The sequence below is a fragment of the Planococcus circulans genome (assembly GCF_020023385.1).
GTDB lineage: Bacteria > Bacillota > Bacilli > Bacillales_A > Planococcaceae > Planococcus.
The window spans coordinates 14,738-41,715 of the sequence record NZ_JAIQCL010000010.1; the positions used below are offsets into that span (position 1 = coordinate 14,738).

26 protein-coding genes and 2 riboswitches are annotated in these 26,978 nt (G+C 46.4%); of the genes, 12 read left to right on the forward strand and 14 right to left on the reverse strand.

Annotated elements, in window-relative coordinates:
• Positions 1-64 precede the first annotated feature (64 nt).
• Entirely contained in the window at positions 65-1,654 is a 1,590-nt protein-coding gene (pckA, locus tag K8U60_RS15350) for a phosphoenolpyruvate carboxykinase (ATP) (RefSeq protein WP_223642061.1), read from the reverse strand.
• A 442-nt stretch (positions 1,655-2,096) separates the two neighbouring features.
• Positions 2,097-2,209: riboswitch (SAM riboswitch) on the forward strand.
• Between the two features lie 202 nt (positions 2,210-2,411).
• Between pckA and metK the strand changes: the two genes are divergently transcribed.
• A complete protein-coding gene (metK, locus tag K8U60_RS15355; protein ID WP_223642063.1) occupies positions 2,412-3,620 on the forward strand; it encodes a methionine adenosyltransferase in 1,209 nt (402 codons plus the stop codon).
• 51 nt (positions 3,621-3,671) lie between these two features.
• Here metK and K8U60_RS15360 read toward each other — a convergent pair whose 3' ends face one another.
• Together K8U60_RS15360 and K8U60_RS15365 are read right to left on the reverse strand one after the other, a co-directional pair.
• Positions 3,672-4,889 (reverse strand): iron-containing alcohol dehydrogenase, encoded by a 1,218-nt coding sequence (locus K8U60_RS15360; RefSeq protein ID WP_223642072.1) that lies wholly within the window; start codon positions 4,887-4,889, stop codon positions 3,672-3,674.
• A 23-nt stretch (positions 4,890-4,912) separates the two neighbouring features.
• Entirely contained in the window at positions 4,913-6,448 is a 1,536-nt protein-coding gene (locus tag K8U60_RS15365; RefSeq protein WP_223642074.1) for an aldehyde dehydrogenase family protein, read from the reverse strand.
• Positions 6,449-6,613: 165 nt separating this feature from the next.
• On the opposite strand from K8U60_RS15365, the gene K8U60_RS15370 reads away from it, so the two are divergent.
• The gene (locus K8U60_RS15370) at positions 6,614-7,315 is read left to right on the forward strand and encodes a helix-turn-helix domain-containing protein (protein ID WP_223642076.1); all 702 of its coding nucleotides are present in this window, start codon (positions 6,614-6,616) and stop codon (positions 7,313-7,315) included.
• 64 nt (positions 7,316-7,379) lie between these two features.
• On the opposite strand, the gene K8U60_RS15375 is transcribed toward K8U60_RS15370, so the two are convergent.
• Positions 7,380-7,895 carry a gamma carbonic anhydrase gene (locus K8U60_RS15375; RefSeq protein ID WP_223642078.1) on the reverse strand — a complete coding sequence of 172 codons (516 nt, stop codon included), beginning with the start codon at positions 7,893-7,895 and terminating at the stop codon, positions 7,380-7,382.
• Positions 7,896-8,008: 113 nt separating this feature from the next.
• Between K8U60_RS15375 and K8U60_RS15380 the strand changes: the two genes are divergently transcribed.
• Positions 8,009-8,821 (forward strand): alpha/beta hydrolase, encoded by an 813-nt coding sequence (locus tag K8U60_RS15380; RefSeq protein ID WP_223642080.1) that lies wholly within the window; start codon positions 8,009-8,011, stop codon positions 8,819-8,821.
• Between the two features lie 64 nt (positions 8,822-8,885).
• Positions 8,886-9,893 (forward strand): LLM class flavin-dependent oxidoreductase, encoded by a 1,008-nt coding sequence (locus tag K8U60_RS15385; RefSeq protein ID WP_223642082.1) that lies wholly within the window; start codon positions 8,886-8,888, stop codon positions 9,891-9,893.
• 146 nt (positions 9,894-10,039) lie between these two features.
• Here the strand turns inward: K8U60_RS15385 and K8U60_RS15390 are convergent, their stop codons facing one another.
• A complete protein-coding gene (locus K8U60_RS15390) occupies positions 10,040-10,813 on the reverse strand; it encodes an alpha/beta fold hydrolase (protein ID WP_223642084.1) in 774 nt (257 codons plus the stop codon).
• 363 nt (positions 10,814-11,176) lie between these two features.
• Between K8U60_RS15390 and K8U60_RS15395 the strand changes: the two genes are divergently transcribed.
• Positions 11,177-12,157: an NADP-dependent oxidoreductase gene (locus tag K8U60_RS15395; protein ID WP_223642085.1), complete on the forward strand. Its 981-nt coding sequence runs from the start codon at positions 11,177-11,179 to the stop codon at positions 12,155-12,157.
• 88 nt (positions 12,158-12,245) lie between these two features.
• Here K8U60_RS15395 and K8U60_RS15400 read toward each other — a convergent pair whose 3' ends face one another.
• From K8U60_RS15400 to K8U60_RS15420, 5 genes are all read right to left on the reverse strand, one after another.
• Entirely contained in the window at positions 12,246-12,560 is a 315-nt protein-coding gene (locus K8U60_RS15400) for a DMT family transporter (protein WP_223642087.1), read from the reverse strand.
• Positions 12,560-12,901 carry a DMT family transporter gene (locus K8U60_RS15405; protein WP_223642096.1) on the reverse strand — a complete coding sequence of 114 codons (342 nt, stop codon included), beginning with the start codon at positions 12,899-12,901 and terminating at the stop codon, positions 12,560-12,562. The genes K8U60_RS15400 and K8U60_RS15405 overlap by 1 nt, the downstream gene beginning before the upstream one ends.
• Positions 12,902-12,965: 64 nt before the next feature.
• A riboswitch (guanidine-I (ykkC/yxkD leader) is annotated at positions 12,966-13,063 on the reverse strand.
• 89 nt (positions 13,064-13,152) lie between these two features.
• A complete protein-coding gene (locus tag K8U60_RS15410; RefSeq protein WP_223642098.1) occupies positions 13,153-13,776 on the reverse strand; it encodes an FMN-binding negative transcriptional regulator in 624 nt (207 codons plus the stop codon).
• 24 nt (positions 13,777-13,800) lie between these two features.
• Positions 13,801-14,319, reverse strand: a complete 519-nt coding sequence (locus K8U60_RS15415; protein ID WP_223642100.1) for a GNAT family N-acetyltransferase — start codon at positions 14,317-14,319, stop codon at positions 13,801-13,803.
• A 24-nt stretch (positions 14,320-14,343) separates the two neighbouring features.
• Positions 14,344-14,796 (reverse strand): MarR family winged helix-turn-helix transcriptional regulator, encoded by a 453-nt coding sequence (locus K8U60_RS15420; RefSeq protein ID WP_223642102.1) that lies wholly within the window; start codon positions 14,794-14,796, stop codon positions 14,344-14,346.
• Positions 14,797-15,040: 244 nt separating this feature from the next.
• On the opposite strand from K8U60_RS15420, the gene K8U60_RS15425 reads away from it, so the two are divergent.
• From K8U60_RS15425 to K8U60_RS15435, 3 genes are all read left to right on the forward strand, one after another.
• Complete coding sequence (locus K8U60_RS15425; RefSeq protein ID WP_223642104.1) at positions 15,041-15,469, forward strand: protein-tyrosine phosphatase family protein; 429 nt, start codon at positions 15,041-15,043, stop codon at positions 15,467-15,469.
• 77 nt (positions 15,470-15,546) lie between these two features.
• Positions 15,547-16,212: a haloacid dehalogenase type II gene (locus K8U60_RS15430; protein WP_223642106.1), complete on the forward strand. Its 666-nt coding sequence runs from the start codon at positions 15,547-15,549 to the stop codon at positions 16,210-16,212.
• Positions 16,213-16,501: 289 nt separating this feature from the next.
• Positions 16,502-17,260, forward strand: a complete 759-nt coding sequence (locus K8U60_RS15435; RefSeq protein WP_223642109.1) for a TerC family protein — start codon at positions 16,502-16,504, stop codon at positions 17,258-17,260.
• 74 nt (positions 17,261-17,334) lie between these two features.
• On the opposite strand, the gene K8U60_RS15440 is transcribed toward K8U60_RS15435, so the two are convergent.
• Both K8U60_RS15440 and K8U60_RS15445 read right to left on the reverse strand, forming a co-directional pair.
• The gene (locus tag K8U60_RS15440) at positions 17,335-19,224 is read right to left on the reverse strand and encodes an LTA synthase family protein (RefSeq protein WP_223642111.1); all 1,890 of its coding nucleotides are present in this window, start codon (positions 19,222-19,224) and stop codon (positions 17,335-17,337) included.
• Between the two features lie 31 nt (positions 19,225-19,255).
• Positions 19,256-19,798: a recombinase family protein gene (locus K8U60_RS15445; protein ID WP_223642113.1), complete on the reverse strand. Its 543-nt coding sequence runs from the start codon at positions 19,796-19,798 to the stop codon at positions 19,256-19,258.
• A gap of 176 nt (positions 19,799-19,974) precedes the next feature.
• Between K8U60_RS15445 and K8U60_RS15450 the strand changes: the two genes are divergently transcribed.
• From K8U60_RS15450 to K8U60_RS15465, 4 genes are all read left to right on the forward strand, one after another.
• On the forward strand, positions 19,975-21,435 hold the full coding sequence (locus K8U60_RS15450) for a SulP family inorganic anion transporter (RefSeq protein ID WP_223642116.1): 1,461 nt from the start codon (positions 19,975-19,977) through the stop codon (positions 21,433-21,435).
• A gap of 20 nt (positions 21,436-21,455) precedes the next feature.
• Positions 21,456-21,875, forward strand: a complete 420-nt coding sequence (locus K8U60_RS15455; protein ID WP_223642117.1) for a universal stress protein — start codon at positions 21,456-21,458, stop codon at positions 21,873-21,875.
• A 411-nt stretch (positions 21,876-22,286) separates the two neighbouring features.
• Positions 22,287-24,143, forward strand: coding sequence for a copper-translocating P-type ATPase (locus tag K8U60_RS15460; protein WP_411730375.1), 1,857 nt, complete (start codon positions 22,287-22,289; stop codon positions 24,141-24,143).
• Between the two features lie 473 nt (positions 24,144-24,616).
• Positions 24,617-25,345 carry a hypothetical protein gene (locus K8U60_RS15465; RefSeq protein ID WP_223642119.1) on the forward strand — a complete coding sequence of 243 codons (729 nt, stop codon included), beginning with the start codon at positions 24,617-24,619 and terminating at the stop codon, positions 25,343-25,345.
• 60 nt (positions 25,346-25,405) lie between these two features.
• On the opposite strand, the gene mnmM is transcribed toward K8U60_RS15465, so the two are convergent.
• Both mnmM and mnmL read right to left on the reverse strand, forming a co-directional pair.
• Positions 25,406-25,957: a tRNA 5-(aminomethyl)-2-thiouridylate-methyltransferase MnmM gene (gene mnmM, locus K8U60_RS15470; RefSeq protein ID WP_223642121.1), complete on the reverse strand. Its 552-nt coding sequence runs from the start codon at positions 25,955-25,957 to the stop codon at positions 25,406-25,408.
• Positions 25,954-26,907: a tRNA modification radical SAM protein MnmL/YtqA gene (gene mnmL, locus K8U60_RS15475; protein ID WP_223642130.1), complete on the reverse strand. Its 954-nt coding sequence runs from the start codon at positions 26,905-26,907 to the stop codon at positions 25,954-25,956. Before mnmL ends, mnmM begins: the two co-directional genes overlap by 4 nt.
• Positions 26,908-26,978 lie beyond the last annotated feature (71 nt).

Sequence of the window (26,978 nt, forward strand, 5' to 3'; positions counted from 1 at the left end):
AAGTTTGATCAGCATATACAAAAAACCCGTTCGGATTTTACTCCGAACGGGTTTTAACGAATGCTTATTTTTGAAGCGGGCCGCCAAGTGTCGTGATTTCAGGTGCGACGGTGCCGAATTTCTCGAAGTTTTTTTGGAATTCCTGTGCCAATTCCAATGCTTTTTGGTCGTAGGCTTCTTTATCTGCCCATGCGTTGCGCGGGTTCAACACTTCTGTTGGAACTCCCGGTACCTCTACAGGAATCTCAAGGCCGAAGAATGCTTCTTTTTCAGTCGGAACGTCATTCAATTCGCCTTTGATGGCAGCGCGAACCATTGTCCGTGTGTAAGAAAGCTTCATGCGGCTTCCGACTCCGTATACGCCGCCAGTCCAACCAGTGTTGACAAGGAAGACTTGAACGCCGTGCTCATCGATTTTATTGCCGAGCATTTCAGCGTACACGGTTGCATGCAGTGGAAGGAACGGTGAACCGAAGCAAGTCGAGAATGTTGCTTCAGGAGACGTGATGCCGCGTTCCGTACCAGCCAATTTCGATGTGTAGCCACTTAGGAAGTGGTACATTGCCTGCTCTTTTGTCAGCTTGCTGATAGGAGGCAGGACGCCGAAAGCATCCGCTGTCAGGAAGACGATCGTTTTCGGGTGTCCCGCAACTGAAGGATCCACGATATTGTCGATTGCCTGCATCGGGTATGCAGCGCGTGTGTTTTCTGTCAATGAATCATCATTATAATCCGGGATGCGCGTGTCAGGATCCACTACGACGTTTTCAAGAACTGAACCGAAACGGATGGCGTCGTAGATCTGTGGTTCGTTTTCACGCGACAGGTTGATGGTTTTTGCGTAGCAGCCACCTTCAATATTGAAGACGCCGTTATCGGACCAGCCGTGCTCGTCATCACCGATCAGTTTACGGTCACCATCAGCCGACAAAGTCGTTTTGCCAGTACCGGATAAACCGAAGAACAAGGTAACATCGCCATCTTGTCCAACGTTAGCTGAACAGTGCATCGGTAGGATGCCTCTTTCAGGCAATAGGTAGTTCATGATTGAGAAGATGGATTTCTTCATCTCGCCAGCGTATTCAGTCCCCCCGATCAAAATGATGCGTTGTTCCATCGACACGATGATGAAGGTTTCAGAAGCTGTTCCGTCCACTGAAGGGTCTGCTTTGAATGTAGGTGCATAGACTACAGTGAATTCAGCATCATGCGTTTTCAATTCTTCAGCCGTCGGGCGGATGAACAATTGGTGGGCGAACAGGTTATGCCACGCGTATTCATTGATTGTTTGGATCGGCACACGAGATTCGTGGTCTGCTCCTGCAAATCCTTTGAATACGAAAAGCGCATCTTTTTCTTTTAAGTGCTTGATGACTTTAGCGTATAGTTTTTCAAACACTTCGCTGGAAATCGGACGGTTCACATTGCCCCAGTCGACTTTGTTTTTAGAACTTTCTTCTTCCACCATGTATTTGTCTTTCGGTGAGCGGCCTGTGTATTTGCCAGTCTCCGCTGTTACAGCGCCTTCCCGAGTCAATACCGCTTCGCCGCGGGATGTTGCTGCCTCCACTAATTGTGGCACTGATAATTGAACATGTACATTTTGGCCAGTTAAAAGATCCTTCAAATCGTTTGCAAAGTTCACTGAAGTCATATATATGTACCTTCCTTTTCTGTTATTCCCATAGCGATGGGGAGGATGTATATTCGTTCATTAGTATAACACATTAGGTTTATTAGTCTATACTAATCCATTGCAGAATTCAAAAAATATTAAATCAGGTTTCTATAATAGGGAAAAATCTATTAGCCATTACTTAGGGAAACGTGGGATGAGAGCTTTTGCAGTCCGGATTCCACTATTTTTTCTACAGTTTTTAATCTGTTAATCAGTAGGTCTGAATTTATATAAGTTGTACTATATAAACCTGATAGCTTCACGATTAAAGTGAGAATGACCGGGCACATGCAGGAGTTGTCATCTTTGCCAGACAAAACGCTGAATTCTTAACTACCATAAACTGCTTTAGTTTTTTTTTGATCAAAAACGTTGACATCCAGGTGCTATTTCCGTATGATGAAAAATTGAACGGATACTCTTATTCCGAGCTGGTGGAGGGGACAGGCCCTATGAAACCCGGCAACCTGCTGCAACTGCAGTGATGGTGCCAAACCTGAAACAAGGCTTACAGGCCTTGGATGATAAGAGTGAAAGGTGCTTATGATGATTCTCCTTTCCTCATGATGAATGAGTGAAGGGATTTTTTTATGGAATGCCCTTAATCCTCGTGTGAAAGGCCACAAACGGCTTGAAGTTCAATCCGGCTTTTGTCTGGAACGGACTTGACATGGGAAACGAGTACCGTATCAATTTCGAGAGCAATCTCGCAGGATATAAGGAGGAACATTTTTTGAAAAACCGTCGATTATTTACTTCAGAATCAGTAACAGAAGGACATCCGGATAAAATCTGTGACCAAATCTCAGATGCTATTTTGGACGCTATCTTAACCGAGGATCCAAATGCGCGTGTTGCGTGCGAAACGACCGTCACGACAGGACTTGTTTTAGTAGCTGGGGAGATCACCACTTCCACTTATGTGGACATCCCGAAAGTCGTTAGACAAACCGTAAGAGAAATCGGATACACACGCGCTAAATATGGTTTCGACTCAGAAACAAGTGCAGTTCTTACAGCAATTGATGAGCAATCACCGGATATCGCTGCAGGAGTCAACGTGGCACTTGAATCACGTGAAGGCCAAATGACAGATAAAGAAATGGATGATATCGGAGCAGGCGACCAAGGGTTGATGTTCGGATATGCTAACAACGAAACAGAAGAATTGATGCCGTTGCCGATTTCATTGGCACATAAATTGGCGCGCCGCTTGGCTGAAGTACGCAAGGAAGAAATTCTTCCGTATTTGCGTCCGGATGGCAAAACGCAGGTGACTGTTGAATATGATGAAAACAATCAACCCCTTCGCGTGGATACGATTGTCATCTCTACTCAGCATCACCCGGAAGTAACGCTTGAGCAGATTCAACGCAATATCAAAGAATACGTCATCAATGAAGTCGTTCCAGCAAAATGGATCGATGAAGATACTAAATACTTCATCAACCCAACTGGGCGTTTCGTAATTGGCGGACCTCAGGGAGATGCGGGCTTGACTGGCCGCAAAATCATCGTGGATACCTACGGTGGCTATGCTCGCCACGGCGGTGGAGCATTCTCCGGTAAAGACGCCACAAAAGTGGACCGTTCAGCAGCATATGCGGCCCGTTATGTAGCGAAAAACATCGTAGCGGCTGGCCTAGCAGACAAATGCGAAGTGCAATTGGCCTATGCAATTGGTGTGGCACATCCCGTCTCCATCGCTTTTGATACATTCGGTACCGGCAAAGTCGATGAAGACAAATTGGACGATTTGGTACGCGCGAACTTCGATTTGCGTCCTGCCGGAATCATCAAAATGCTTGATCTTCGCCGCCCGATCTACAAGCAGACTGCAGCCTACGGACATTTCGGCCGTACGGATGTCGATCTTCCTTGGGAGCGTACAGACAAAGCCGCTATCCTGAAAGAACAAGCTGGCGTTCAAGCCGGCATTTAAAATTGAAAAGAAAAAAGGACGACCGGGCAGCGATGCCCGGTCGTCCTTTTCTTATGAAGTGGAGCTTGTCTGCAGTTTGTCGACACGCTTTCCGATGGCTTCAATCAATTCAGCTGGCAATGGGAAGTTCATGGCTGCCGGATCTGATTGGACTGCGGCAATAGTGGTCTGCAGTGAATCCTCTGGAATCTCGAATTTCGAGAAATCTTTCGGCAAACCGACTTGCTCCTGCAGATTGCGGATTTTCTCGACCACTTCCTCGAGTAGAGCTTGTGGAGATTTATTGCGGATATCCAGATTCAGGACCTGCGCCAATTGATCGATTTTCGGCAAGTACAGCGCCGGAATCATTTCAATGACATGGGGCAGGAAAACGGCATTCGCGAGGCCGTGCGGTATACGGTAAAGTGCCCCGTAGGCATGTGCCAGATTATGGACTGGAATGGCGTTCAGCGCGAAGCTGAAGGCGGTGATGCCCATGGTACTGGCCTGCAGCATTTCCATGCGCGCTTTGACATTGCTGCCGTTTTGTACAGCTTCAACGATGTTCTTTTCGAACATCCGAATGGTCTGGAGCGCATAGGCATCGGTAAAGCCGGTTGCTGTAGGCGACATCAAAGCTTCAATGGCATGGGTCAATGCGTCAAAGCCGGTGAAGGCCGTAATGAATGGCGGCAGACCAAGGGTCAGATCCGGGTCCAGCACGGCCATATTGGCGCTGATAAAAGGGTGGATGATATTCGTCTTAATCCTTTTTTCTTCGTTGTAGATGACCGCAATCGGCGATACTTCCGAACCGGTTCCGGCTGTCGTCGGAACAGCGATATGCGGAATCGGGATGAATTGTGCTTCCGGCCAAGTATAATATGCCAATCCGCCTGGAATCGCTTTTTTGATGTCCGTCATTCCATGATGCAATGCGAATTTGACGCCTTTTACGGTATCGAGCACACTGCCGCCGCCGACGGCAAGCAAAGAGTCAGCGGCCATTTCACGGGCATATTGGATGGCGCGGTTTACGGATTCACTGCCGGCATCCTGTTGGATATCGGTGAAGATGCCGACTAATTGTGCGCCAGTGCCGTTTTGCGTCAAGCGGAAGATTTCTGCTACTTTATCGACGATGCCGGCGTCTTTTAAGCCTTGGTCGCTGAACAGGACAACACGCTTGGCTCCCAGTCCGTTGAAAAGGTCCGGAATCATGGCTCTGGTATTGGAGCCGCTATGGATGGTGGTCATCAATGCAAAATTCGAATACGTTGTAATCAATGAGAGTCCCCCCAATCTTCAAATTATTGGTCGTTCGTACCTTCCGGGAACAGCAGTCCAAATGCAATCCGGCGTTCAAGCTCGGGCACCATGGAGGTATGGACATGCTTCAATTGCGTATAAGCGTCAAGAGAATGCTTGCCCATCTCGCGGCCGATGCCGCTCTGCTTATAACCGCCAAACGGTGCATCGTTGCGCAGCATATGCCAGTCGTTGATCCAAATGACACCGGCTTTAATTTTGCGTGCAACGTCATAGGCTTTGTTGACATCCTGAGTCCAGACACCACCCGCGAGGCCATAGATCGTGTCATTGGCCATACGGATGGCTTCGTCCACATCGCTGTAGCGGATAACTGTCAGGACCGGACCGAATATCTCCTCCTGTGCAATGGCCATGTCGTTGGTGACATCCGCGAAAATCGTCGGCTCTACGAAATACCCGTTTTCGAATCCTTCGACCACCGCTTCTTTTCCTCCACACACCAGACGCGCTCCTTCGTTAATGCCGGTTTCGATATAGGAGAGGATGGTCTCTTTCTGCCGTTGAGAAATGACGGGGCCCATGGCAGTCGATTCCTCCAATTGATTTCCGATCTTCAGTGTTTTCGTCAGTTCGGCAAGCTTTTCGACCACGGCATCATAGAGCGAATCCGGAACAAACAGGCGAGTGCCCGATTCGCATAATTGGCCGGAATGGAGAAATACACCGAACAGGCTGCCCGGCAAAGCGATTTCAAGGTCCGCATCTTCCAATAAAATATTCGGCGACTTGCCGCCAAGTTCAAGGGTGATGTTCTTGATTGATTCGGCGGCGATTTTCATGATGTTGCGGCCGACTTCAGTAGAACCGGTAAAGGCGACTTTACCGACTTTCGGATGGCGCACGAGCGGTTCGCCGACTTCTGTGCCAGATCCGGCGACGACATTGATGACGCCTGGAGGAACAACCTCCGAAATGATTTCTGCGAGGCGCAGAGCAGTCACCGGTGTATGGCTGGCTGGTTTTAAAACGATGGTGTTGCCGGTAGCGAGAGCAGGCGCTATTTTCCACGCGGCAATCAGTAAAGGCATATTCCAAGGGGTGATGGCTGCGCAAACGCCGATCGGCTCCCGCCAGACGAAGTTATGGGCAGGCCCTGGAAACAGGGGGGAAGGCAAGGTTTCGTTGAACGGATAGTCCACGACGAATTTGGCCATTTGCTGAAACAGGTCGATGATGCTCATGATGTCGTTTCCTGCAATGCGGCGCACGGTGCCACCGGAAGTCAGGGATTCCAAGTAGATGAGTTCATCTTTGTTCATGGCGATGGCATCTGCAATCCGGTTTAAAGCATCGGCTCTTTCCAGTGGGGCCATTTGGCTCCAACCGGAATTCTCAAAAGCGCTATGAGCCGCTTCAACTGCCTGGTCGACTTCTGCTTCCGACCCTTTCGCAACTTTGGCGACGACTTCACCTGTCGCGGGATTATGGACGTCAAACGTTTCGCCGCTTGAAGAAGAAACCCAAGCGCCGTTGATGAAATGTGAAAAGTTCTGAACTCCAACTTGAATAGACATGGCTTTACCTCCAATTGAATTTTTCTGTCAGACAGGCTATGATGGAACTGATCTGTAAAAAGACGGAATATTCCAATAAAAATGTAAGGGCTTACAGTTGAAGCTTAGAATAGGGCAAGAGAAAAGTACATCCCTGAAAATGTAGGGGGAAAGAGGGGGACACTCATGCAAGGGTTACCGGTTTCTGTAGAGGAATATATCAATGGTCTGATAGGTGCAGAAAGTCCTGAGGAAAAAATCAGCCGGATTGTGGAAGGGTTTTTCAGTTTCTTTCCTTTTTCCAGGCTGTCCTTATTTTCTTATTCCCCCATCAATTTCGTAGGGGAATTGATTTTTTCGCTGCATGCCGATGGATCGACACTCAATCAAGATGCCATCCGGGAAGACATTCGGACGATCCAGCCTATTTACGACGCAATTCTGGACAAAAAAGCAAGATACATAACGGTCGGCGAAAATAAATCTGAGCTGCCTGCAAAGTATGTCGAAAAATATAAATTGTCTTCTGTTCTTGTAGTCCCCATCAAAAAAGGGGCGTTGGTCATCGGCTGTGTGTTGATCGACGGCTACAAAGGGGAAGACAGTGTAAAGGAAACGCTGGTCCAACTGGTGGAGAACTATTTTGGAAAAGCCTTCAACAAATTGTCTTTCATCAATGAGGAACAGGTGGAGCATAAGTTGAGCAAACGGGAAATTGAAGTTCTTGAACAGCTGTCGCTCGGATGGAGCACGAAAGAGATGGCGTCGAATATGGGGATCAGTGAATTTACGGCAAGGGATTATATTGCCTCTGCCATGAAAAAATTGAACGTCAGGCACCGGGCACAAGCTATCGGAGAAGCGATCAGGAGCGGATTGATCTCATAGGTGAATTCACTGAAAAAAGAAGAAGCGGTGGACTGGGTCCATCGCTTCTTCTTTCTAACAGGGTTCATTGCTTTTGAAGAGATTTGTAATAAGCTCCTTTTTCCGCATATTCGCGGACGATCCGTTCCATGTCGATCTTATCGTCTTCGCGGAGTTCACGAACGACTTTCGCCGGGCGTCCAAGAGCAAGCATGCCCGGAGGGATAACTTTACCGGGCGGCACCAGGCTGCCGGCTCCGACGAATGCGCCTTCACCGACTTCTGCGCCATCCAGGATGACGGACCCCATCCCAACTAAGGCACCTTTACGGATCGTGCAACTGTGAAGGGTCACCTGATGGCCGATGGTCACTTCGTCTTCCAGAAGCAATGTCTTGCCAGGGCTTTGGTGCAGCATGCAAAGATCTTGGATATTGACTTTATTGCCAATGACAGTTGGAGATACATCGCCACGGATGACGGTGTTGAACCAAACCGATGATTCAGCACCGATGGTTACATCGCCAGAAATGGTCGTGTAGTCTGCGATGAAAACAGTTGGATCGATTTGGGGGAATTTGTCTTTATATGGATAAATCATGGCAAAGCTCCTTTAAAAAAGATAAGATATTCTATAATCGTAACAAATCAAATCGAAACGTCAAATAGGAAATCAGCAATAAGAGTCGATTGGCGAAGAAAGGAAGTCGGACTATGTGGAAATGGCAGGCGGAAGGAACAGCAAAAGCAGTAGTGGTATTGATCCATAATGCGTACGAACAGCATATGCGCTATGCGTGGCAAATTGAGAAATGGCGATCGGCAGGGTTTCATGTCTATACGGCTGATCTGCCGGGCCATGGCAAGAACGCCGGAGCGGATCATGTACACCGGGAATCGTTTGAGGATTATGAACGGGCAGTGAGCGAAATGCTGAAGCTATCATCGGAAAACGATTTGCCGGTGTTTGTCATCGCGCACGGCCTTGGAGCTACAATCGCCATGAATGTCCTCGGCAACCGAAAATTTAATGTAGCCGGAGCCATCTTTACGTCGCCGTGGCTTCAATTGAAAAAATTGCCCCCTAAAGCACCCAATGCTTTTCCCGGCGTTGCACAATTGACGGGCCGCAGAAAAATGGATCATGGAATCGAGCTTCGGCATCTGACCAGAGACCAATTTTCCTTTGACCAGGAAACGGAAAACAAGTTGTATCATTCGGTCATCACGGCAGGGTGGTATAAGGAATTGCAGGGCTATATGAAAGAAACTGCGGCCGCTGTCGAGCTGTATCCACAGATTCCCACCTATCTGCATACAGCAGAACGGGATATGATCACAGAAGTGGAAGCTTCCCGGCAGTGGCTAATGAAGCAGCAGCTGACCGAATTCAGTTACAAGGAATGGAAATTCTGCTATCATGATATTTTTCAGGAACCCGAAAAAGAAGAAGTCTTTCTGGCTACGCAGGCTTTTATCCACACCGTTCTGCGTTCTGTCGGTTACCTGATCGAAGAAAACGTATAAATTATTGCCAGGGGGTTTTTCTTTATCTACTGGTCGTATACGCGGGACAAAGGAGTAGATCAAAATGGCTTTAAATTACAGCATACTGGACCAATCCCCGATTTCAGAAGGCAGTTCCCCCCAGGAAGCCCTGAAGCAGACGGCGATCCTTGCACAAAAAGCCGAGCAATGGGGCTATACCCGGTTTTGGGTGTCAGAGCACCACGATGCAACGACTCTGGCCGGCTCTTCTCCGGAAGTGTTGATTGCACATCTTGGAGCCGTGACCAAAACCATCCGGCTCGGTTCGGGGGGCGTTATGCTGCCGCATTATGCGCCTTTTAAAATTGCGGAAAACTTTAAGCTGTTGGAAGCTTTGTATCCAGATAGAATTGATGCAGGAGTCGGAAGAGCGCCAGGAGGCATGCCGCGTGCTTCCTATGCTTTAAACGAAGGCAAAAAGCGGGACACCAGCCAATTCCCGAGGCAAATCGACGATCTTCGCATGTACCTGACGGATTCCATACCGGAAGAACATCCATATTACGGCATGAAAGCGACACCGGTAACCAAGCACAGCCCACCAATTTGGGTGCTGGGTTCGAGTGAAAACTCAGCGCAGCTGGCAGCGGAAAAAGGGCTGCCTTATATGTTCGCCCATTTCATCAACGGCGAAGGCGGACAGCAGTTTGCCAAAGAATACCGTGATCGCTTCAAGCCTTATAAGGACAGTAAACCTTATGTCGGCTTTGCTATTTTTGTGGTCTGCCAGGAAACACCGGAACAAGCGGAACGAGTCGCTTCGTCAATGGATCTTTCATTGTGCATGGGAGCGCAGGGGATGCCTTCAAAAGGTACGCCACCGCCTGAAAAAGCAATGGACTACCCCTATTCCAAATTCGAAAAACTGCTGGTCGCCGAAAACCGCCGCCGGATGGTCGTCGGGACACCGGAACAGGTAGTGGACAGGTTGGAAGACTTTGCAGACGAGTATGGAGCAGACGAAGTGATGCTGGTTTCCTCTGCCTACAATTTTACCGACAAACTAAGAACCTTCCAGCTCGTAGCGGAAGAAATGAAGAAGCGCCGGTAGGAGAGTTCCTATCGGCGTTTTTGGGGGAGTATTGGACATCCCGGAATGGCCAATGATCCTGTTGTAGCTTAGTGCATTTCAAACTAGTTGCTAAAAGAGGCACAAGGAGCCTGAACATATAAATAATGAAGGTCATAGCCGATCTTTTATTCAGTATTTTTATTTCGTGAATCCATCCCATTACTTTGGTGAACTAACCACTCTCTCAAAGTACGGTTAAATTGCTGTGCTTTTTGCACGGGCCAAGCATGCTGGGCATCAGAGATCAACCTGGTTACCGCGGTCGGTATGAACTGCGGGGCTATCTCGATGGATTCCAGAATGCCTCGCGATTCCTGATCTCCCGCAACTATCAGACACGGACTATCGATATGCCCATATGATTCATCCAGACGAAACTGCATGATTTCTTGCCAGATGGTTTCGTATGTTTCTTTAGTCAGTAGCTGATAGTCCGCTATGAACTCAGCCGATTTATTGGGAGGCAAATGGTAGTAGCCATGAGCCAGTTTGTTGAGATATCGGTCATTCCTGATGCCTCGTTGAACTATTCGGGATTGTATTTTAAGCAAGAACTGGAACTGCATGGGTTGGACGGTAATACCGCTGATGAATGTGCTGAGAATCTTTTCAGGGTAATGTTTTGCTAATTCTAAAGCAACATGGCCTCCCAATGAAATCCCTACAACATGGATCTTTCGACTTTTTATCACGTGTTGTGCAATCAGATTTGTAGTATCCGCCAAACTTAACCAAGGAGTGGAGACGCTTTTTCCATGTCCGGGTAAATCTGCCAGAATAACTTGATAATCCGAGAATGCTGGTTCTTGTTGCCACCACATCCAACGGCTCGCACCAAGTCCATGAATAAAGAGAATGGATTCGTTTCCGTTGAAGGAGGTCTCCGTATAATCAATCATGTTTAAAATCCCCTAACATTTAGATTTACCACTTTTCCAGCAAAAGCAATGTTTGATAAAATTCTGCTCATTAAACTTATTGGATTATATTCACTGTATAAAGACTGGATTCTCAGTTTAAGTCATTTCTAAACCTCTGAAGCTCATTTTGAGGTTACAGTGGCCAGAATAGTTGCGGCAGCAGGTTAACGTCGTGATTGGATTTTAGCAGTTCGCCTGAAATTTGATCTGTATGAATAGTTGAAACGGCTGTATTGAAGAGAAATGTTCCAGTCGGGAAAAAGTCGTAAACGACGATTGAAGCGTAAACTTCTAGAGGGAAATGTTAAAATAAATACTAAATTAATGAGGGGAGGAAAAACAATGAACAGTAACTCAGGTACTCCTGCTGAATTGATGAAAGCCGCTGTCTTACATGAATTCGGATCTGAAGGACAGCTGGTCACTGAAACCATTCGGTTACCTGATGTGGGTGATTCCGAAGTATTGATCAGAGTAGAATTTGCAGGGATCGGGCAATGGGACATCTTTGAAAGAGAAGGCGGTTACGCGGAGATGCTGGAAATGAATGTGAAATTCCCTTATGTGCTGGGATCTGAAGGTTCAGGAACAATCGTTTCGATAGGCAAGGAGGTAAAAGGGCTTGCAGTAGGTGATAAAGTAATGGCGACAGGATTTCTGAATCCTAAAGGCGGTTTCTATGCGGAGTTTGCCGCAATCGACCAAAAGTACGTAACGCATCTCCCACCGTCTATCAGTATTCAAGAAGCGGGTGTTATTTCAGGAGTAGGAATAACGGCTTTGCGTGGTTTGGAAGATGTCCTGCAGCTGAAAAAAGATGAGTCGATCGTTGTGTTTGGAGCGAGTGGTGGAGTTGGCCATTTGGCCGTTCAGCTCGCTAAGCAGATCGGTGCGAGGGTCTTTGCTATTGCATCAGGAGCTGATGGTGTTGAGATGCTCCAGAAGCTTGGCATTGAGAATGCAGTGGATGGCTATAAGGATGATCTGCTGTCTGCAGCGAAAGCGGTTGAACCGGAAGGGTTTGATGCAGCTTTATTGACTGCAGGCGGGGAAGCCGTTAAAACGATTGCCCAGATGATGAAAGCGGATGGGCGAATCGCCTATCCGAACGGTATTTTTCCACTGCCGGAAAGTGATGAAGTTAAGGCCGTTGCTTACAATGGGGATCCCGATGCGGATATACTAAGCCGGTTTACCCATTACGTGAAGAGTGGAAATATCAGAGCGCATATCGATCATTCCTTCCCATTGGAACAAGCGTCTACAGCTCATTTTGCTTTAAAGAAACATTATGTAGGGAAACTGGGATTGAAAATAAGTTGAAATTTTGCAAAGCATTATATTCACTAAAGTAAGCGGAAAACATAGAGTTATGTTTTCCGCTTACTTTAGTGAATAGATGGAATTAGACCTAAGAAACCAGCTTCAATCCCACTGCCGCACCTAGCACCATCGCAATAAAGAAAATCCGCTTCCAGTCTTTGGATTCATTGTAAAATAGCATGCCGATTATTGCTCCGCCAGAAGCGCCGATGCCGGTCCAAATCGCATAGGCTGTTCCCATGGCCAATGTTTCCATAGCGTAAGCCAAAAAGACAAAGCTCGACCCGAATCCGAAAATCAGCCACACAAGAGATTGCCAATTGCGGTCTTGGTGCAACTTGTTGATCATGGCCACACCGAACATTTCAAATAGCCCAGCTAACACTAATGCTGCCCACGCCATTACGCTTCCCCTCCTTCAGAAACCGGATCTTTGGTGACCAGTTTCAACCCGATGACCCCTGCCAACAGCACGCCGACCAGCAGCAGTTTTGCGCCACTGAAGGCTTCGTTGAAAATAATGATTTCAGACAGCACCGTACCGGCTGTCCCCAGACCGACAAAAACCGAATAGACGGTTCCGACCGGTAACTTTCGACCCGCCATGATCATGACGATAAAACTGATGACAATTGCTATAACGGTAATCATCCAATCCCAGAATCCATCGGCATGTTTCAGGCCGATGACCCAAACCACTTCAAACATCGCCGCCATTACGACTTTCAACCAATTCGAATTCATCTTATCCACCTCCTTATGGTGTTCACAGAAACTAAAAAAAGCCTGGGAGAACTGTAAAAACAGTTTCTCCCAGGCTTTTGTCCTTCCGTGGCACAGCAGAGCTGTGAGTTTTCTCTCGGACCAGGCCAGCTTGTTTGCTGCGGAACCCTAGAAAACATTTCAGATATGCAATTAGTCTATAGTGTATCTGCTTTGCAGGAATCTTTCAATGAAACAGCTTTTGATACCTGTGCAGATGAACAGCTGGGGATTCAAAGAGAGTCTTTCGATTTCGTGCGCATGACGCTAGCCAGTTGTTTTGAGTTCGGATCCTCTTCCTGCTGCAAGCGGTCGATGATATTCTGGTAATCCGATTCGTTGCGGTTCTGGCTCATTTTATAGGCAGCTTGAACTTCCCTCACTGGAATTTTGAATCCAACGATTCCTTTCAGTTCTTTTTCCAGCAATGAAGAGGAGAGTGTATCCCATAGGACAGGATTTTCACGATGGCCTTCATGTTTTTCCATCAAGCTTGTCAGGTCCTGTTTCAGTTCGTCTTCCGTTAAAAGTTGAGCGGTTCCATAGATATGGACAGCCTGATAATTCCATGTCGGAACGTTTTCCTGTTCGTACCAGGAAGAAGAGATGTAGGCGTGTGGTCCCTGGAACATGACCAGAACATCTTCACAGGCCTCAAACGTCCGCCACTGTGGATTTCCGTAAGCCATATGCCCGGTTATGAAGAACTCTTTGCCTTCTTTTATCAGCTGCAAAGGAAGATGGGTGGCAATCGGCTTTCCTTTTTTGGTAGTGATGAGCGTTCCAAAGGAATTCTGTTGAACAAACTCGCGGATTTCCTCAAAATCGCTGACTTTAAAATGTTTTGGAGTATACATGTCATTCCGCCTTTCAGGATAGAGTTAATGGAGCGGCTTAACCAGGATCAAATCGACTTGTTCATCATCCCCCATGAAGAAGGAATGGGATCCTGTCTGCACAAACCCTTTTTTCCGGTAAAATGCAATCGCGTTGTCGTTTTCTTCCCAAACGCCGAGCCAGATGTTCTTTTTGTTCTGTTCCCTTGCCAGTTCAATCGCTTTGTTCATCAAAATTTTCCCGAAACCATATTTCTGGAAAGCTTTCTTTATATAAATCCGTTCGATTTCGAGGGAGTCATTTCCCATGGACTCTGTCTGTGCATTTTCTGTATTGAGCTTCAGGTATCCGGCCACTTCCTGATCTGAATAAATGAAAAAGAAAGAGGAAGAAGGGATGGCGAGTTCCTGTTCGAGTTTGCCCAGGTCATAGGCCTTGTCCAAATAAGCCTGAAGGTCTTCAGGCGAGTTCTGGTCCTTGAATGTCTCGGTGAATGTCTCAATACTGATGGCTTGAAGTTCATGAAGATCGTCGCGTGTACATTTTTTAATCATCGTTGTCATATGGGTTGCCGCTCCTTCAGTCGATTAATAGTCCCGCTTGCTGCCTTTTTTTACAGATTCCCAATCCTTTTCAACGTTCTTGCGGATGCGCTGGAGAAGATCGAAAGCAGTTTCGGCTTCTTTTTCCGACAAGCCGCTTAAAGCAATATCGTTGGAATGGGCATTTTCTCTTTTGATGATTGGATAGACCGCCTGCGCTTTTTCCGTTGGATAAAGATGTTTGTTTTTTTTATTATGCGGATCGTCTTTCTTTTCAATAAAACCATTCATTTCAAGTTTCTGGAGTGCACGTGTTGCAGTGGATTTATCCACTTTGATCAATTCCAATAGCTGTGCCTGGATGATTCCGGGATTTTCACAGATTCGAACGACGTATAAATATTGTCCCTTGGTCAGGTTGAACTCTTTAAATTCGATATTGCTGATGGAATCCAATGCCCTTGCTATCATGCCGATTTCACGCAAAATCTCTTTCATAACAATCTCCTCATTCAATAAATTTGCCGGTAAATGCGCTGGAAAACGGGATGAATAGAATATATCATCAATTAGTTGCATTTGCAACAAAAATATAGAGCGAGCAAATGAAAAGCTGTTTGCTGTTTGACAGAGGTCTCTGGCTCCTTTTCAACCTTCCTCTCGGATGCTGCAATTACTCCTGGGGAAAGACATATGTTACTCTGAAAATAGACAGACTTTGATATGAATAGGAGGAAATAAAATGGCGAAAGAATATCAGGAACTGGTAGAAAACCGCATCTTCATTGGCGGTGCAGCCGATGCAAAAGGGGCGGCAGAAGCCGAAAAGATTGATGTAGTCGTCGACTTGCGTGCAGAAGCGGCAGAAGGGGATTACGACTATGTCCGGATCCACAGTCCGATAGTTGATGATTCCGACGAACAGCAGGATGAATCGATTAAGAAAGCGATTGACCAAGTAGTGGATGCCTATAATGATGGAAAGAAAGTCTATTTCCACTGTGCAGGCGGAAGCAACCGGGCGGGTACTGTAGCGATCGGGACACTTCTGGCACTCGGCAAAGCGGATACAGTCGAGGAAGCAGAAGCCCAAGCAACTGCTATACGACCGGTCATCATGGTGAAGCCACAATTGAAAGAGTCTCTCGAACGCATTTTTTACAAAGACTAGCCTGATTGCATTGGGGTAAAGAATGTAAAAGACTGCAGAAATTTTTCTTCAAGTGGACAGCCAAAGGAGGATATTCAATGGACAAATCCATCAAAGCTTTTGTATTCGATGTCTATGGCACTTTGTTTGATGTAACGGCGATCAAAAAAGAATGTGAGGATCTCTATCCGGGGTACGGTGAAAAAATCAGCCAATCCTGGAGGGCCAAACAAGTCGAGTATTTCATGCTGCGGCAGCTCATGGGCAATTACGCTACCCTCCAGACCATTACACATCAGGCATTAAAGTATGTGCTAAAGGAAAATGACCTGCAATCCAATGAACAAACCGAGCAGAAATTGATGGTTGCTTATCTACATCTGCCGCTTTACGAAGAAGTGGAGGGAGTTCTAAGCCAACTGAAAGACAAAAATTTGGTGATCTTTTCAAACGGTTCCCATGATATGCTGGATCCATTGATCGAAAACGCGGGATTGACCGGTGTTTTTGAGCATATCCTCAGCGTCGATGAGATTAAGGAGTTCAAGCCGGCACCGGCATCCTATCAATACGCATTGGATAAGCTTGGCCTGGCAAACAGTGAAGTCCTGTTTATGTCCTCAAATGGATGGGACATTTCAGGAGCTAAAAGTTTCGGCTTTCAAACGGCTTGGATTAACCGAAAGAACCTATCGGTGGAAGAACTCGATTTAGAGCCGGACTATATGTTTGATGATTTAAACAGCTTATTAAAGTGGAAGTGAGTGTTTCTTGATTGGAGTTGATACCACTTCGACGAAAGAGTAAAATAATTCGCAATTCCGACAAAAATGCTCTTCCCAAAACAACTGGGCCATGCTATTGTATTTATACAACGAAATATACTTTTGACTTCACGTCAAAGGGGAGTAGCTTTAGGGAAACCTATTTCACAATCGTCATTACATGGTTCAACGCCATCGGTTGTGATAGCAGAAATTTGCTTAGCGAGACCTTTGCCTTTAATTAGGCAAGGGTCTTTTTTGTTGGCAAAAATTAGGGGGATGATGGAAGATGGAAGCGATTTTATTGGAGTATGTATGGGTACTGCTGGTTTTAATAGCATTAGAAGGGTTGCTTGCTGCAGATAATGCAGTGGTCATGGCGGTTATGGTGAAGCACTTGCCGAAAGAGCAACAGAAAAAAGCGTTATTTTACGGATTGGTCGGGGCGTTTGTTTTCCGATTTGCTGCATTGTTTATGATCACCTTGCTGGTCGATGTATGGCAGATCCAAGCTTTGGGAGCCGCGTACTTATTGTTTATCGCTTTCAAGCACATTTATGATCAGCGAAAAGGAAAAGAACATTCCATCGAACCGGAAACGACAAAAGGCTCAGGATTCTGGATGACGGTATTGAAAGTGGAACTGGCGGATATAGCTTTTGCAGTTGACTCGATGCTGGCTGCCGTTGCCTTAGCGATTACCCTGCCGCATCTGGGAAGTATGGAAATCGGAGGAATTAATGGCGGGCAATTCGGCGTCATGCTTGCTGGTGGAATCGTTGGTCTCATCGTCATGCGTTTTGCAGCCCATAAATTCGTCAAGCTGCTGGCAAACTATCCGCAATTGGAAACGACTGCTTTTGTGATTGTCGGGTGGGTAGGCGTCAAGTTGACCGTCCTTACGTTGTCACACGAAAAGCTAGGTTATCTTCCATATGACTTTGCGCATTCAACAGAATGGAAACTGATTTTCTGGGCAGTGCTGCTGGGAATTGTGCTGGTAGGCGCTTTAATCAGCATCAAGAAAAAAAGAGAACAGGAAGCTTAAGGACTTGTTCAGTTAATATACTCAGTAAAAAAAGGAAGGTCGGTTGCCGAATGGCATCCGATCTTCCTTTTTTCTTATTGTTCTGTACCCAGCAATTGACCGGTTTCTTCATCGTAAAACCTGAGCAGATCGCCATTGATCACTTTTTCTGAATATCCAAGTTCTTCAAATGCACGCTCTGCGAACGGTGCGCATAATTCCTGGTCAATTGCTGCACCAGTTCCATTTTCGTAGCACGTATTGCCGGCATAGACATATTCTTCAGTGATAAATCGTCCGTCACGGAAAATAGCAAATTCTTCATGTTCTTCAGAAAACAGGTCACTGCCGAACTGCATATCCGTATTGGATTCTACACCCATCAAATTGAGGATGGTCGGGCGCATATCGATTTGTCCGCCAATCTCTTCGTTTACATGTCCTTGTCCTGAACCGGGAATATGCACGAAGAAGGGAACCCGTTGAAGCTGTGCGGATTCATAAGGTGTGATTTCTTTACCAAGGTATTGGGTCATGGCTTCGTTATGGTTTTCTGAAATGCCGTAATGGTCACCGTACATGACGATAATCGAATTTTCGTAAAGGCCTTGTTCTTTCAGATCATCAAATAATTCCTTTACAGCTTCGTCCAGGTAACGCGTCGTCTGGAAAAAACGGTTGAGTGTACCTGAATTGGAATCGAACTCATCGATCAGTTTGTCTTGTGGGTCCAAAGTGAAAGGATAGTGATTGGTCAATGTGATCAACCGGCTGTAAAAAGGCTGCGGCATCTCTGCCATATGGGCAACAGACTGTTCGAAAAAGGGGATGTCTTTCATTCCCCAATTGACTGCCTCGCCTTCTCCGACCGTATAATTTTGGATATCGAGGAATTCGTCCACACCCAACGACTCATACATCATGTCGCGATTCCAAAAACTTTTGCTATTGGCATGCTGGACATTGGTTGCATATCCATGCTTGCCAAGCTTTTCTGCCATCGAGTTATAGGTATTGCCGCCGTGCGTAAAGAATACGGCTCCTCCGCTTAACGGATAAAGGGAGTTTTCAAGCAGAAATTCGGAATCGGATGTTTTGCCGAGACCCGTCTGATGATAGAAATTAGGGAAGTAAACCGTGTCCTCGTCTTTCGTCAACTCATTCAGAAACGGCGTGATAGTTTGGCCGTTCATTTCCTCATTCATAGTGAAAGTCTGCATGGATTCCAATGTCACAACGATCAAGTTCTTGCCTTTCGCAATCCCAAACATGTCTTCAGACGGTTCGACTTTATTGGCTCGAACGTAGTTTTGGACATCCGTCAATTCTGAACCATCCGCAAAAGCCCGTTGTGCCTGGGACTTGGACTGCACGTAAATATCATACAAATGATAATTGTAGATCCCCAGATTCTTCACCAGCATTTCCCGGTCGAAACTGCGGGTCAATAATTGAGGACGTTCGGCTTCAGCTAATCCAAGATTCAAAAATAAAATAGCTGCAGAAAGAACAAAGTAGGCTTTCCGCGCAGTGGTCTGGGATTTTGTGTTTTCTTCTTTGATCTTTAGTAATTTTACGGCAAGCAACAACAGGATGAAATCACTGAAATAAAGGATGTCTGTCGGATAGATGCTTGCGGCGGCACTAGTGCCGAGGTCTCCAAAGTTGTCGGTCTGAAACAGCACCGGCAACGTGATGAAATCGTTGAAGAAACGGTAAAAAGCGATATTGCCATACAAAATAATGGAAGTGACGAGGGTCATCGCCAGCAAATACCGGTTTTTATTTTTGGGCTTCTTGAAGAACAAGGATAACCCGTACAGGAAGAGAAGCAAGCTCAGCGGACTGAGAAACAGGATGGCTTCCTGCATGCCGTTATCAAGCGTAATCGAAAACCCTGTTTGGTAGGCGATATAAGTTTTCAGCCAGGTAGCGATGATAGCGATTGCGAGTATCGTGTGTTTTGGCCATTTTTTAGTTAACATCTAAATTCTCCTTTTAAATGAGCGCCAAGCTTTAATTTTCCAAGTAACGGTATAAAGTGGATTTGCTGATGCCGGTCTTTTCCTTGATTTCTACTAAACTGTATTTTTTGCTGTTATACATTTCAATTGCCTTTTTGACATTTTCATCTGCTTTTCGAGGCCGGCCAGAGACGGCGCCTTTGTCTTTAGCCACAGACAAGCCGGCTTTGGTTTTCTCACTGATGGCATCACTTTGAAAATCAGCCAGGCAGTGAAGTATTTTAGTGAAAGGATATGCCATATCGTTTTTGGTTTCAATATTTTCCTGAATGGAAAGAAGAGACAGGCCTTTTGTTTCAAGCTTATCCAAAAGTTCCACTAAGTGGCGCGTTGAGTCCGCAAATGTATAAAGTTTTGAAACGACTATTTGGGTACCGAATTCCGCGTCTTCCAACATTTTGTTAAGTTGTTCACGGTTTTTAGGAGAGGCATGTTCTTCTGTATATAGTTCAGTGCAGCCTGAATTTTTCAGGAGCAGCAATTGGTTTCGGCAATCCGAATCTTCGGCGCTGGGTCTTGCATATCCGATTAACACGTTAAAATCCCCTCACATTACAGTTTCTATCCATCATAACATAAGTACAATAAAAAAATTCCCAAAAAGGTACTATTTTGGGGAATTTGATGATACACTAATCCCATTCCTGAAAAAAGCACGGCTTTTATGAGAGTTAAAAGCCATCAACATAAATAGTAGGAGGGTAAAATATTGTGTGGAAAAAAATTAAAACGGAATGGTTCGGGAATGTCCGGGGAGATGTCCTTGCGGGGATAGTCGTCGCTTTGGCATTGATTCCGGAAGCCATCGCCTTTTCCATCATCGCCGGTGTCGACCCAATGGTGGGATTATATGCATCCTTCAGCATCGCGGTGATCATCGCGTTCGTAGGTGGCCGTCCAGGTATGATTTCGGCCGCAACTGGAGCCATGGCTTTGTTGATGGTGCCGCTCGTGCGGGAACACGGCCTGGAATACTTGTTGGCAGCCACCATCCTAACAGGCGTCATCCAGATTTTGTTCGGCGTCTTTAAAGTGGCGAAAGTGATGAAATTCATCCCTCGGGCTGTCATGATCGGCTTCGTCAATGCACTTGCCATCCTGATCTTCATGGCGCAGGTGCCGCATTTCATCGGCATCAATATGCTGACCTATGTCTTTGTCGCAGTGACGTTGGCAATCGTCTACATTGTTCCACGGTTTTCCAAAGCGATACCAGCGCCGCTCATTGCCTTGGTCCTTTTAACCGCTGTCGCCATCTATTCAGGTTTCAATCTCCGGACAGTAGGGGATTTAGGAACCATCAGCCAGACCTTACCGACTTTCCTATTGCCGGATGTGCCGGTTAACCTGGAAACCTTGATGATCATCCTACCGTACTCACTGGCTTTGGCAGTGGTCGGCTTGCTGGAATCGTTATTGACCGCCAATATTGTCGATGATATGACAGGCACGACCAGTGACAAAAACAAAGAATCCAGAGGGCAGGGGATAGCCAATTTCATCACCGGATTTTTCGGCGGAATGGCCGGTTGTGCTATGATCGGACAATCCATCATCAACGTCAAGTCAGGTGGCCGGGGAAGATTATCAGCGCTGGTTGCCGGTGCTTTCCTGATGTTTCTCATCCTTGTCTTAGGGAACGTGGTTGTCCAGATTCCGATGCCGGTTTTGGTTGGTATCATGATCATGGTTTCCATCGGCACCTTTGATTGGTCGTCATTTACGTATTTGAAAAAAGCACCGAAAGCCGATTCGATCGTCATGGTCGCAACCGTTGCAATCGTTGTTTATACACATGACCTTTCCATCGGTGTATTGGCCGGCGTGCTCTTGAGCGCCATCTTCTTTGTCGCCAAGATCTCGAAAATTAAAGTGAAGAAGAAATTACTCGAAGCTACGCATTATGAGGTGAGCGGCCAATTGTTCTTCGCCTCGGTTGAAGATTTCCTTGAGAAATTCGATTATGACGCAGAAGGTCAGAAAGTCATCATTGATTTCACCGAAGCGCATATTTGGGATGATTCCGGTGTCGGTGCCGTTGACCGCGTCGTCTTGAAGTTCAGGGAAAACCGCAATGAAGTGGGAATTATCGGCTTGGATACAGGCAGCCAAAAGCTGATCGATCAGCTGGCGATCTTTAACAGCGAGAATGCCAAATTACCAAGCCATTAAAACCTTAAGGAGTGTTGAGGATGTATAATCGAATATTGCTGGCAGTGGACGGTTCGGAGCACGCAGAACGTGCGGCAAAAGAGGCCGTAAAGTTAGCCTCAGGTTCACCAGAGTCTGAAGTGACCATCGTGTTTGTGGCAGACTATGACAACGCCAAATACGAAGTGCTGCACAGCGGCAGTTCTGTCGAGCTGGATTTGAAGCGCAGAAAGAAACTTCAACCAATCGAAGAGGCATTGGCAATCGGAAACATCAATTACAAGCTGGAAATCCTACACGGCACACCGGGGCCGACAATCGTCGCATATGCCAATAAAGAAAAATTCGATGTCCTGGTCATCGGCAGCCGCGGGTTGAACTCACTGCAGGAAATGGTTCTTGGCAGTGTCAGCCATAAAGTTGTAAAGCGCGCAAATTGTCCGGTTTTGATTGTGAAATAACAGCAGTATGGAAAGGAGCTCTAAATGGGCTCTTTTTTTCTTTGGAAAAAGCAGGGATGCGAAGAAAATCTGCTAGAGGGGAGTAACTCTGCACACATTCTCGACAACTCGATTTTATACTAGCAGCATGAGCAGTTTACAAGACGAATATTGATTGAGAGGTGGATTCCGTTGGCAAAAAACCAAGAAAATCAACACAGTCATGCAGAACATTCACATTCCACTGAAAAACCTAGTCATCATCCAGATAGGAGACAGGACGAATCGACCATCCAAGAAGAACAGGGTCAGTCAACTCCTGAAAAACATGGCAATCACGGACATCACGGACATGAAGAGATGGTAGAGGATTTCAAGAAGAGGTTCTTTGTATCTTTGGTCCTCACCATTCCAATAGTGGCATTGTCCCCGATGATTCAGCATTTTATGGGAGTCGACTGGCGTTTTGAAAACGATCTGTACATCTTATTTGCCCTATCGTCTATCGTTTTCTTTTATGGTGGTTGGCCATTTTTAACCGGCGGCATCAGCGAACTGAAAGAAAAAAATCCAGGCATGATGACTTTGATCGCTTTAGCCATCAGTATTGCTTACAGCTACAGTACCTTGGTCGTTTTTGGGTGGGATGGCAATCAGCTTTATTGGGAACTGGCGACACTTGTGGTCATTATGCTGCTCGGCCACTGGATTGAAATGCGGTCAATTATGGGAGCATCGAATGCATTGGAGCAGCTGGTGAAATTAATGCCGAGTGAAGCGCATAAATTGGATGAACACAACCAAGTACAAGATATACCGTTATCCGAAATCCGCCATAAGGACCGGGTATTGGTGAAGCCGGGGGAAAAAGTTCCGGTGGATGGGTTAATTCTTGAAGGGAAATCAACAATTGATGAATCGATGCTGACTGGGGAATCTGTTCCTATCGATAAAACAGAAGGCGATGGCGTCATTGGGGGATCGGTGAACAAAGAAGGTTCCTTGATTATTGAAGTGGAGAAAACAGGGGAAGAATCGTATTTGTCCCAAGTCATCATAATGGTGAAAGAAGCGCAGGAGTCTAAATCCAGAACGCAAGACCTCACGAATCGTGCGGCCAAGTGGCTGTTTTATTTAGCTTTGGTTGCTGGCTTCGTCACGTTATTCGCCTGGTTGGCGTTCGGATATGCGTTTGATACCGCCATTGAACGGATGGTTACGGTGATGGTCATTACCTGTCCGCATGCTTTGGGTCTGGCAGCGCCGCTGGTGGTTGCTGTCTCTACATCCATTTCCGCTAAACAGGGGCTGCTGATCCGAAACCGTGCAAATTTTGAAGGAGCACGAAATCTGGATGCAGTGGTATTTGATAAAACCGGCACATTGACAAAAGGTGAATTCGGTGTGACGGACATCGTCACTGAAAGCAACTATACTGATGAACACCTGCTGCAGTTAGCAGCAGTAATCGAACAAAATTCGGAGCATCCGATTGCTGCAGGCATTGTTGCATCCGCCAAGGAAAAAGAGATACGGATCGGCCGAGTGAGCGATTTTGAATCGATTACCGGCAAAGGCATCCAAGGGACAGTAGATGGAAAGAAAGTCAATGTTGTCAGTCCCGGATATATGAACAGCAATGACTTAAGCTATAGCAAGAAGGATTTTAATGAGCTATCAGAAGAAGGGAAGACCGTTGTCTTCGTCCTTGTGGAAGATCAGCTTGCCGGTATGATTGCTTTAGCTGATATTATTCGGGAAACCGCGAAAGAAGCTGTAGCGGCCCTTAAGGAAAAAGGCATCCATTCCATCATGCTGACTGGAGATAACCAAAAGGTGGCGGATTGGGTAGCGAAACAACTGGGCATTGATGAAGTCTATGCAGAAGTGCTGCCGGATGACAAAGCCAACCAAATCAAAAAGATAAAAGATAAAGGTTGGAAAGTGGCGATGACCGGAGATGGAGTGAATGATGCGCCTGCACTCGCAACCGCTGACCTTGGAATTGCGATTGGAGCTGGAACGGACGTAGCCATGGAAACGGCTGATGTTGTGCTTGTAAGGAGCAATCCGAACGATGTAGTGGCGCTGATTGAACTTTCCAAAAAAACCTATCGGAAATTGGTGCAGAACTTATGGTGGGCGACTGGCTATAATATTTTCGCGATTCCACTAGCTGCAGGTGTTCTGGCGCCTTGGGGAATTGTCATCAGCCCGGCAATCGGGGCGGTTTTCATGAGCCTAAGTACCGTTATTGTCGCCATCAATGCCAAGTTGTTAAAAGTGTGAAGTGTCTAGCTGGATTAAAATGAAAAAAGCTGATTTCCTTTTGCCAAGAGGGAATCGGCTTTTGTCTGTCATTTACATTTTCCTTTAAACAGGAAAACTGAACTAATAGAGATTTGTTTTAGTACTGGTGCGTGTCAGCCGAAAGTGGAACCCTATCTTTTGCAAAAGGGCAGTTCATTCTCTTTCGTGCACGGAATGTTTGGATTCGGTGTTTTAAAAAAGGGAAAAGATGGTATTGATAAACTAATCAAGTGATGATAAAAATTCAACCTCTATAACAAAGTACATAGAAAAGCTGCTCTGTTCCATGTTATGGGCAGAAAGACCTTGCGCTGATGTCATAGGGAATCTAATTCACAACAACCTATGGAGGAAGGTTGAGTTTTATGAATACACAAAGCAGAGTCGGTGTTCGGTTGTTACGGGCAAGTCATTTTCTTGTGGTTTGTCTTCTGTTAGGGAGCTGCAGTGAAATGAATGAACAAACGACGCAAGAAAAAGAAGCGCAGGAAAAGTCGGCGGAAGAACTGGAGATTTCTCATGAGGTCGGTCAACAAGAAGAAAAGGCAGTTGGAGAAATGGAAATCGTAAAGGTAGAAACGATAGTTATAAGCCATGAAATCGGCGGCGAGCTCCTCAGGCGTTTACAAAAAGAAGGATGGGAGATGGTGGTTCTTTCATTGAAAGATCCAACCGAAATCAATGTGCCATCGGATGACTTTAACGAGCCGCATGTTGCACATGCCGTATTAAGCAAATATGATTTTTCTATGAATTCTGCCTGGCTGGAAATCAATGAAGTGAACAGCAGATTCAATGAAATCTGGCAAAGCCATTGGGGAGTTTTGGTCACAGATCCGGAATCGCTGGATGAAGATGCATTGTACAATCATTTGACGAGCATACAACGAAAATATGAATCGTTGCTGAACCGAATAAGGGTGATGGAATTTAAAAGCTCGACAGCCCATGCCCAGCATCTGCACGATTATAAATTATATTTGGAAGGAGCTATTCTTTACCGAATAGAGGCAGCTTCGCTTCTTTTGGAGGCAGTGGAAACAGGTCAACGGACGAATGCTCTCATGGATAAAGCTGCAGCTGCAGCGGTTGATTCCGAAGTTTATGCAAAGATGTCTGATTCAGAGTTGACGAATTATGAACGGAGTTTTCGAACAGACTCAAAATGGAATCCCGAATGATCAATTGTTCGTCTAACAGAAAAACGCCGAAAGGGACGAGGTCTCTTTCGGCATTTTCTATTATTTTTTCTCGATCGCCAATAGAAAGGGCGGAGAATGCTGCTGGTTGATGAATTCATACTTTAGGACATCGAATGATTTTTGCGGAAGTGCTGAAACGAATTCCATGACAGCATCTCTCTCTTCGCTGCCGCCTTCATGCCCGCTGTACACGACCACCAGCAACAAGCCATGGACTGACAAGAGCTCCAAGCATTGTTCGAGGGCTGTCAAGGTGCTTTGTGCTTTCGTGATGATGCTGTGGTCGCCTTTCGGCAAATAGCCGAGATTGAAGACAGCTGCTGAAATCGGGCTTGTGACGTACTCCTTGATTTTGGCATGGCTGTCATGGACAAGCTCGACATGATGGAAATCCTTGACCCGTTCGCCAGTGGCCAGGATCGCTTCTGCCTGGATATCGAAAGCAAAGACTTTTCCTGTGGCTCCGGTCAATCCGGCGAGGAAATGCGTATCATGGCCGTTGCCGGCAGTGCCGTCGATTACCCAGTCTCCCGGGGAGATGGCCTGCTCGAGAAGGAATTTGGTGTAAGGCAAAACACGCTGCAATGTCATAACGTGACACTTCCCGCAGCCAATTTTCCTTGCCAGCTTCCGCGGCGCTCCAGTTCAGCATCTATGCCATTCAGGACTTCCCATTTATTGGCGCTCCACATCGGCCCGATCATCAAATCGATAGGGCCGTCGCCGGTGATGCGCTGGACCACCATCTCAGACGGCAGCACTTCGAGCTGGTCGGCCACTAAATTGATGTATTCCTGTTTTTCCAGAAATTCGACCATGCCTTTTTCGTATTGTTTTACCATTGGCGTGCCTTTCAACAAATGCAGCAGGTGGATTTTAATGCCTTGCACATCAAGTTTTGCGACTTCACGTGCAGTCTCCATCATCATGTCCCGGTCTTCCAGCGGCAGGCCATTGATGATATGGGTGCAGACCCGGATGCCGCGCTTGCGCAATTTCGTGACGCCTTCGACATATGCCTCGAAGTTATGGGCGCGGTTGACCAATAGCGCCGTCCGTTCGTGAACTGTCTGAAGTCCGAGCTCGACCCACAGGTATGTCCGTCCGTTCAGTTCCGCGAGGTAATCGACAACGTCATCCGGCAGGCAGTCGGGGCGTGTCGCGATGCTTAAACCGATGACATTGTCCTGTTCCAGCGCCGCTTCAAATTTTTCCTTGATGACCGGAAGTGGCGCATGTGTATTGGTGTAGGCTTGAAAATAAGCCATATAGTTGGCATCTTTCCATTTGCGGTGCATTTTTACTTTGATTTTATCGAACTGTTCGGGAATCGAATCCACCCGGTCGCCCGCAAAATCCCCGGACCCTGCAACGCTGCAGAATGTACAGCCGCCATGGGCGACTGTACCGTCGCGATTTGGGCAGTCAAAGCCCGCATCCAAAGCGATTTTCATGACTTTAAAACCAAAATGATCGCGCAGATGGCGATTCCATGTATAGTAGCGTTTTCCATCAGATGAAAAAGGAAATTCTGTATTCACTCAAAAACAACTCCTCTTCTGACATTGTAGCATGTCGGTAAAACAGGCAACAATACTTCAATATAGGCTGG

Coding starts and splice junctions, on each gene's coding strand:
- pckA (WP_223642061.1), bottom strand. CDS start 1,654: ATGACTTCAGTGAACTTTGCAAACGATTTGAAGGATCTTTTAACTGGC.
- K8U60_RS15365 (WP_223642074.1), bottom strand. CDS start 6,448: ATGTCTATTCAAGTTGGAGTTCAGAACTTTTCACATTTCATCAACGGC.
- K8U60_RS15370 (WP_223642076.1), top strand. CDS start 6,614: ATGCAAGGGTTACCGGTTTCTGTAGAGGAATATATCAATGGTCTGATA.
- K8U60_RS15375 (WP_223642078.1), bottom strand. CDS start 7,895: ATGATTTATCCATATAAAGACAAATTCCCCCAAATCGATCCAACTGTT.
- K8U60_RS15380 (WP_223642080.1), top strand. CDS start 8,009: ATGTGGAAATGGCAGGCGGAAGGAACAGCAAAAGCAGTAGTGGTATTG.
- K8U60_RS15385 (WP_223642082.1), top strand. CDS start 8,886: ATGGCTTTAAATTACAGCATACTGGACCAATCCCCGATTTCAGAAGGC.
- K8U60_RS15390 (WP_223642084.1), bottom strand. CDS start 10,813: ATGATTGATTATACGGAGACCTCCTTCAACGGAAACGAATCCATTCTC.
- K8U60_RS15395 (WP_223642085.1), top strand. CDS start 11,177: ATGAACAGTAACTCAGGTACTCCTGCTGAATTGATGAAAGCCGCTGTC.
- K8U60_RS15400 (WP_223642087.1), bottom strand. CDS start 12,560: ATGGCGTGGGCAGCATTAGTGTTAGCTGGGCTATTTGAAATGTTCGGT.
- K8U60_RS15405 (WP_223642096.1), bottom strand. CDS start 12,901: ATGAATTCGAATTGGTTGAAAGTCGTAATGGCGGCGATGTTTGAAGTG.
- K8U60_RS15410 (WP_223642098.1), bottom strand. CDS start 13,776: ATGTATACTCCAAAACATTTTAAAGTCAGCGATTTTGAGGAAATCCGC.
- K8U60_RS15415 (WP_223642100.1), bottom strand. CDS start 14,319: ATGACAACGATGATTAAAAAATGTACACGCGACGATCTTCATGAACTT.
- K8U60_RS15420 (WP_223642102.1), bottom strand. CDS start 14,796: ATGAAAGAGATTTTGCGTGAAATCGGCATGATAGCAAGGGCATTGGAT.
- K8U60_RS15425 (WP_223642104.1), top strand. CDS start 15,041: ATGGCGAAAGAATATCAGGAACTGGTAGAAAACCGCATCTTCATTGGC.
- K8U60_RS15430 (WP_223642106.1), top strand. CDS start 15,547: ATGGACAAATCCATCAAAGCTTTTGTATTCGATGTCTATGGCACTTTG.
- K8U60_RS15435 (WP_223642109.1), top strand. CDS start 16,502: ATGGAAGCGATTTTATTGGAGTATGTATGGGTACTGCTGGTTTTAATA.
- K8U60_RS15440 (WP_223642111.1), bottom strand. CDS start 19,224: ATGTTAACTAAAAAATGGCCAAAACACACGATACTCGCAATCGCTATC.
- K8U60_RS15455 (WP_223642117.1), top strand. CDS start 21,456: ATGTATAATCGAATATTGCTGGCAGTGGACGGTTCGGAGCACGCAGAA.
- K8U60_RS15460 (WP_411730375.1), top strand. CDS start 22,287: ATGATTCAGCATTTTATGGGAGTCGACTGGCGTTTTGAAAACGATCTG.
- K8U60_RS15465 (WP_223642119.1), top strand. CDS start 24,617: ATGAATGAACAAACGACGCAAGAAAAAGAAGCGCAGGAAAAGTCGGCG.
- mnmM (WP_223642121.1), bottom strand. CDS start 25,957: ATGACATTGCAGCGTGTTTTGCCTTACACCAAATTCCTTCTCGAGCAG.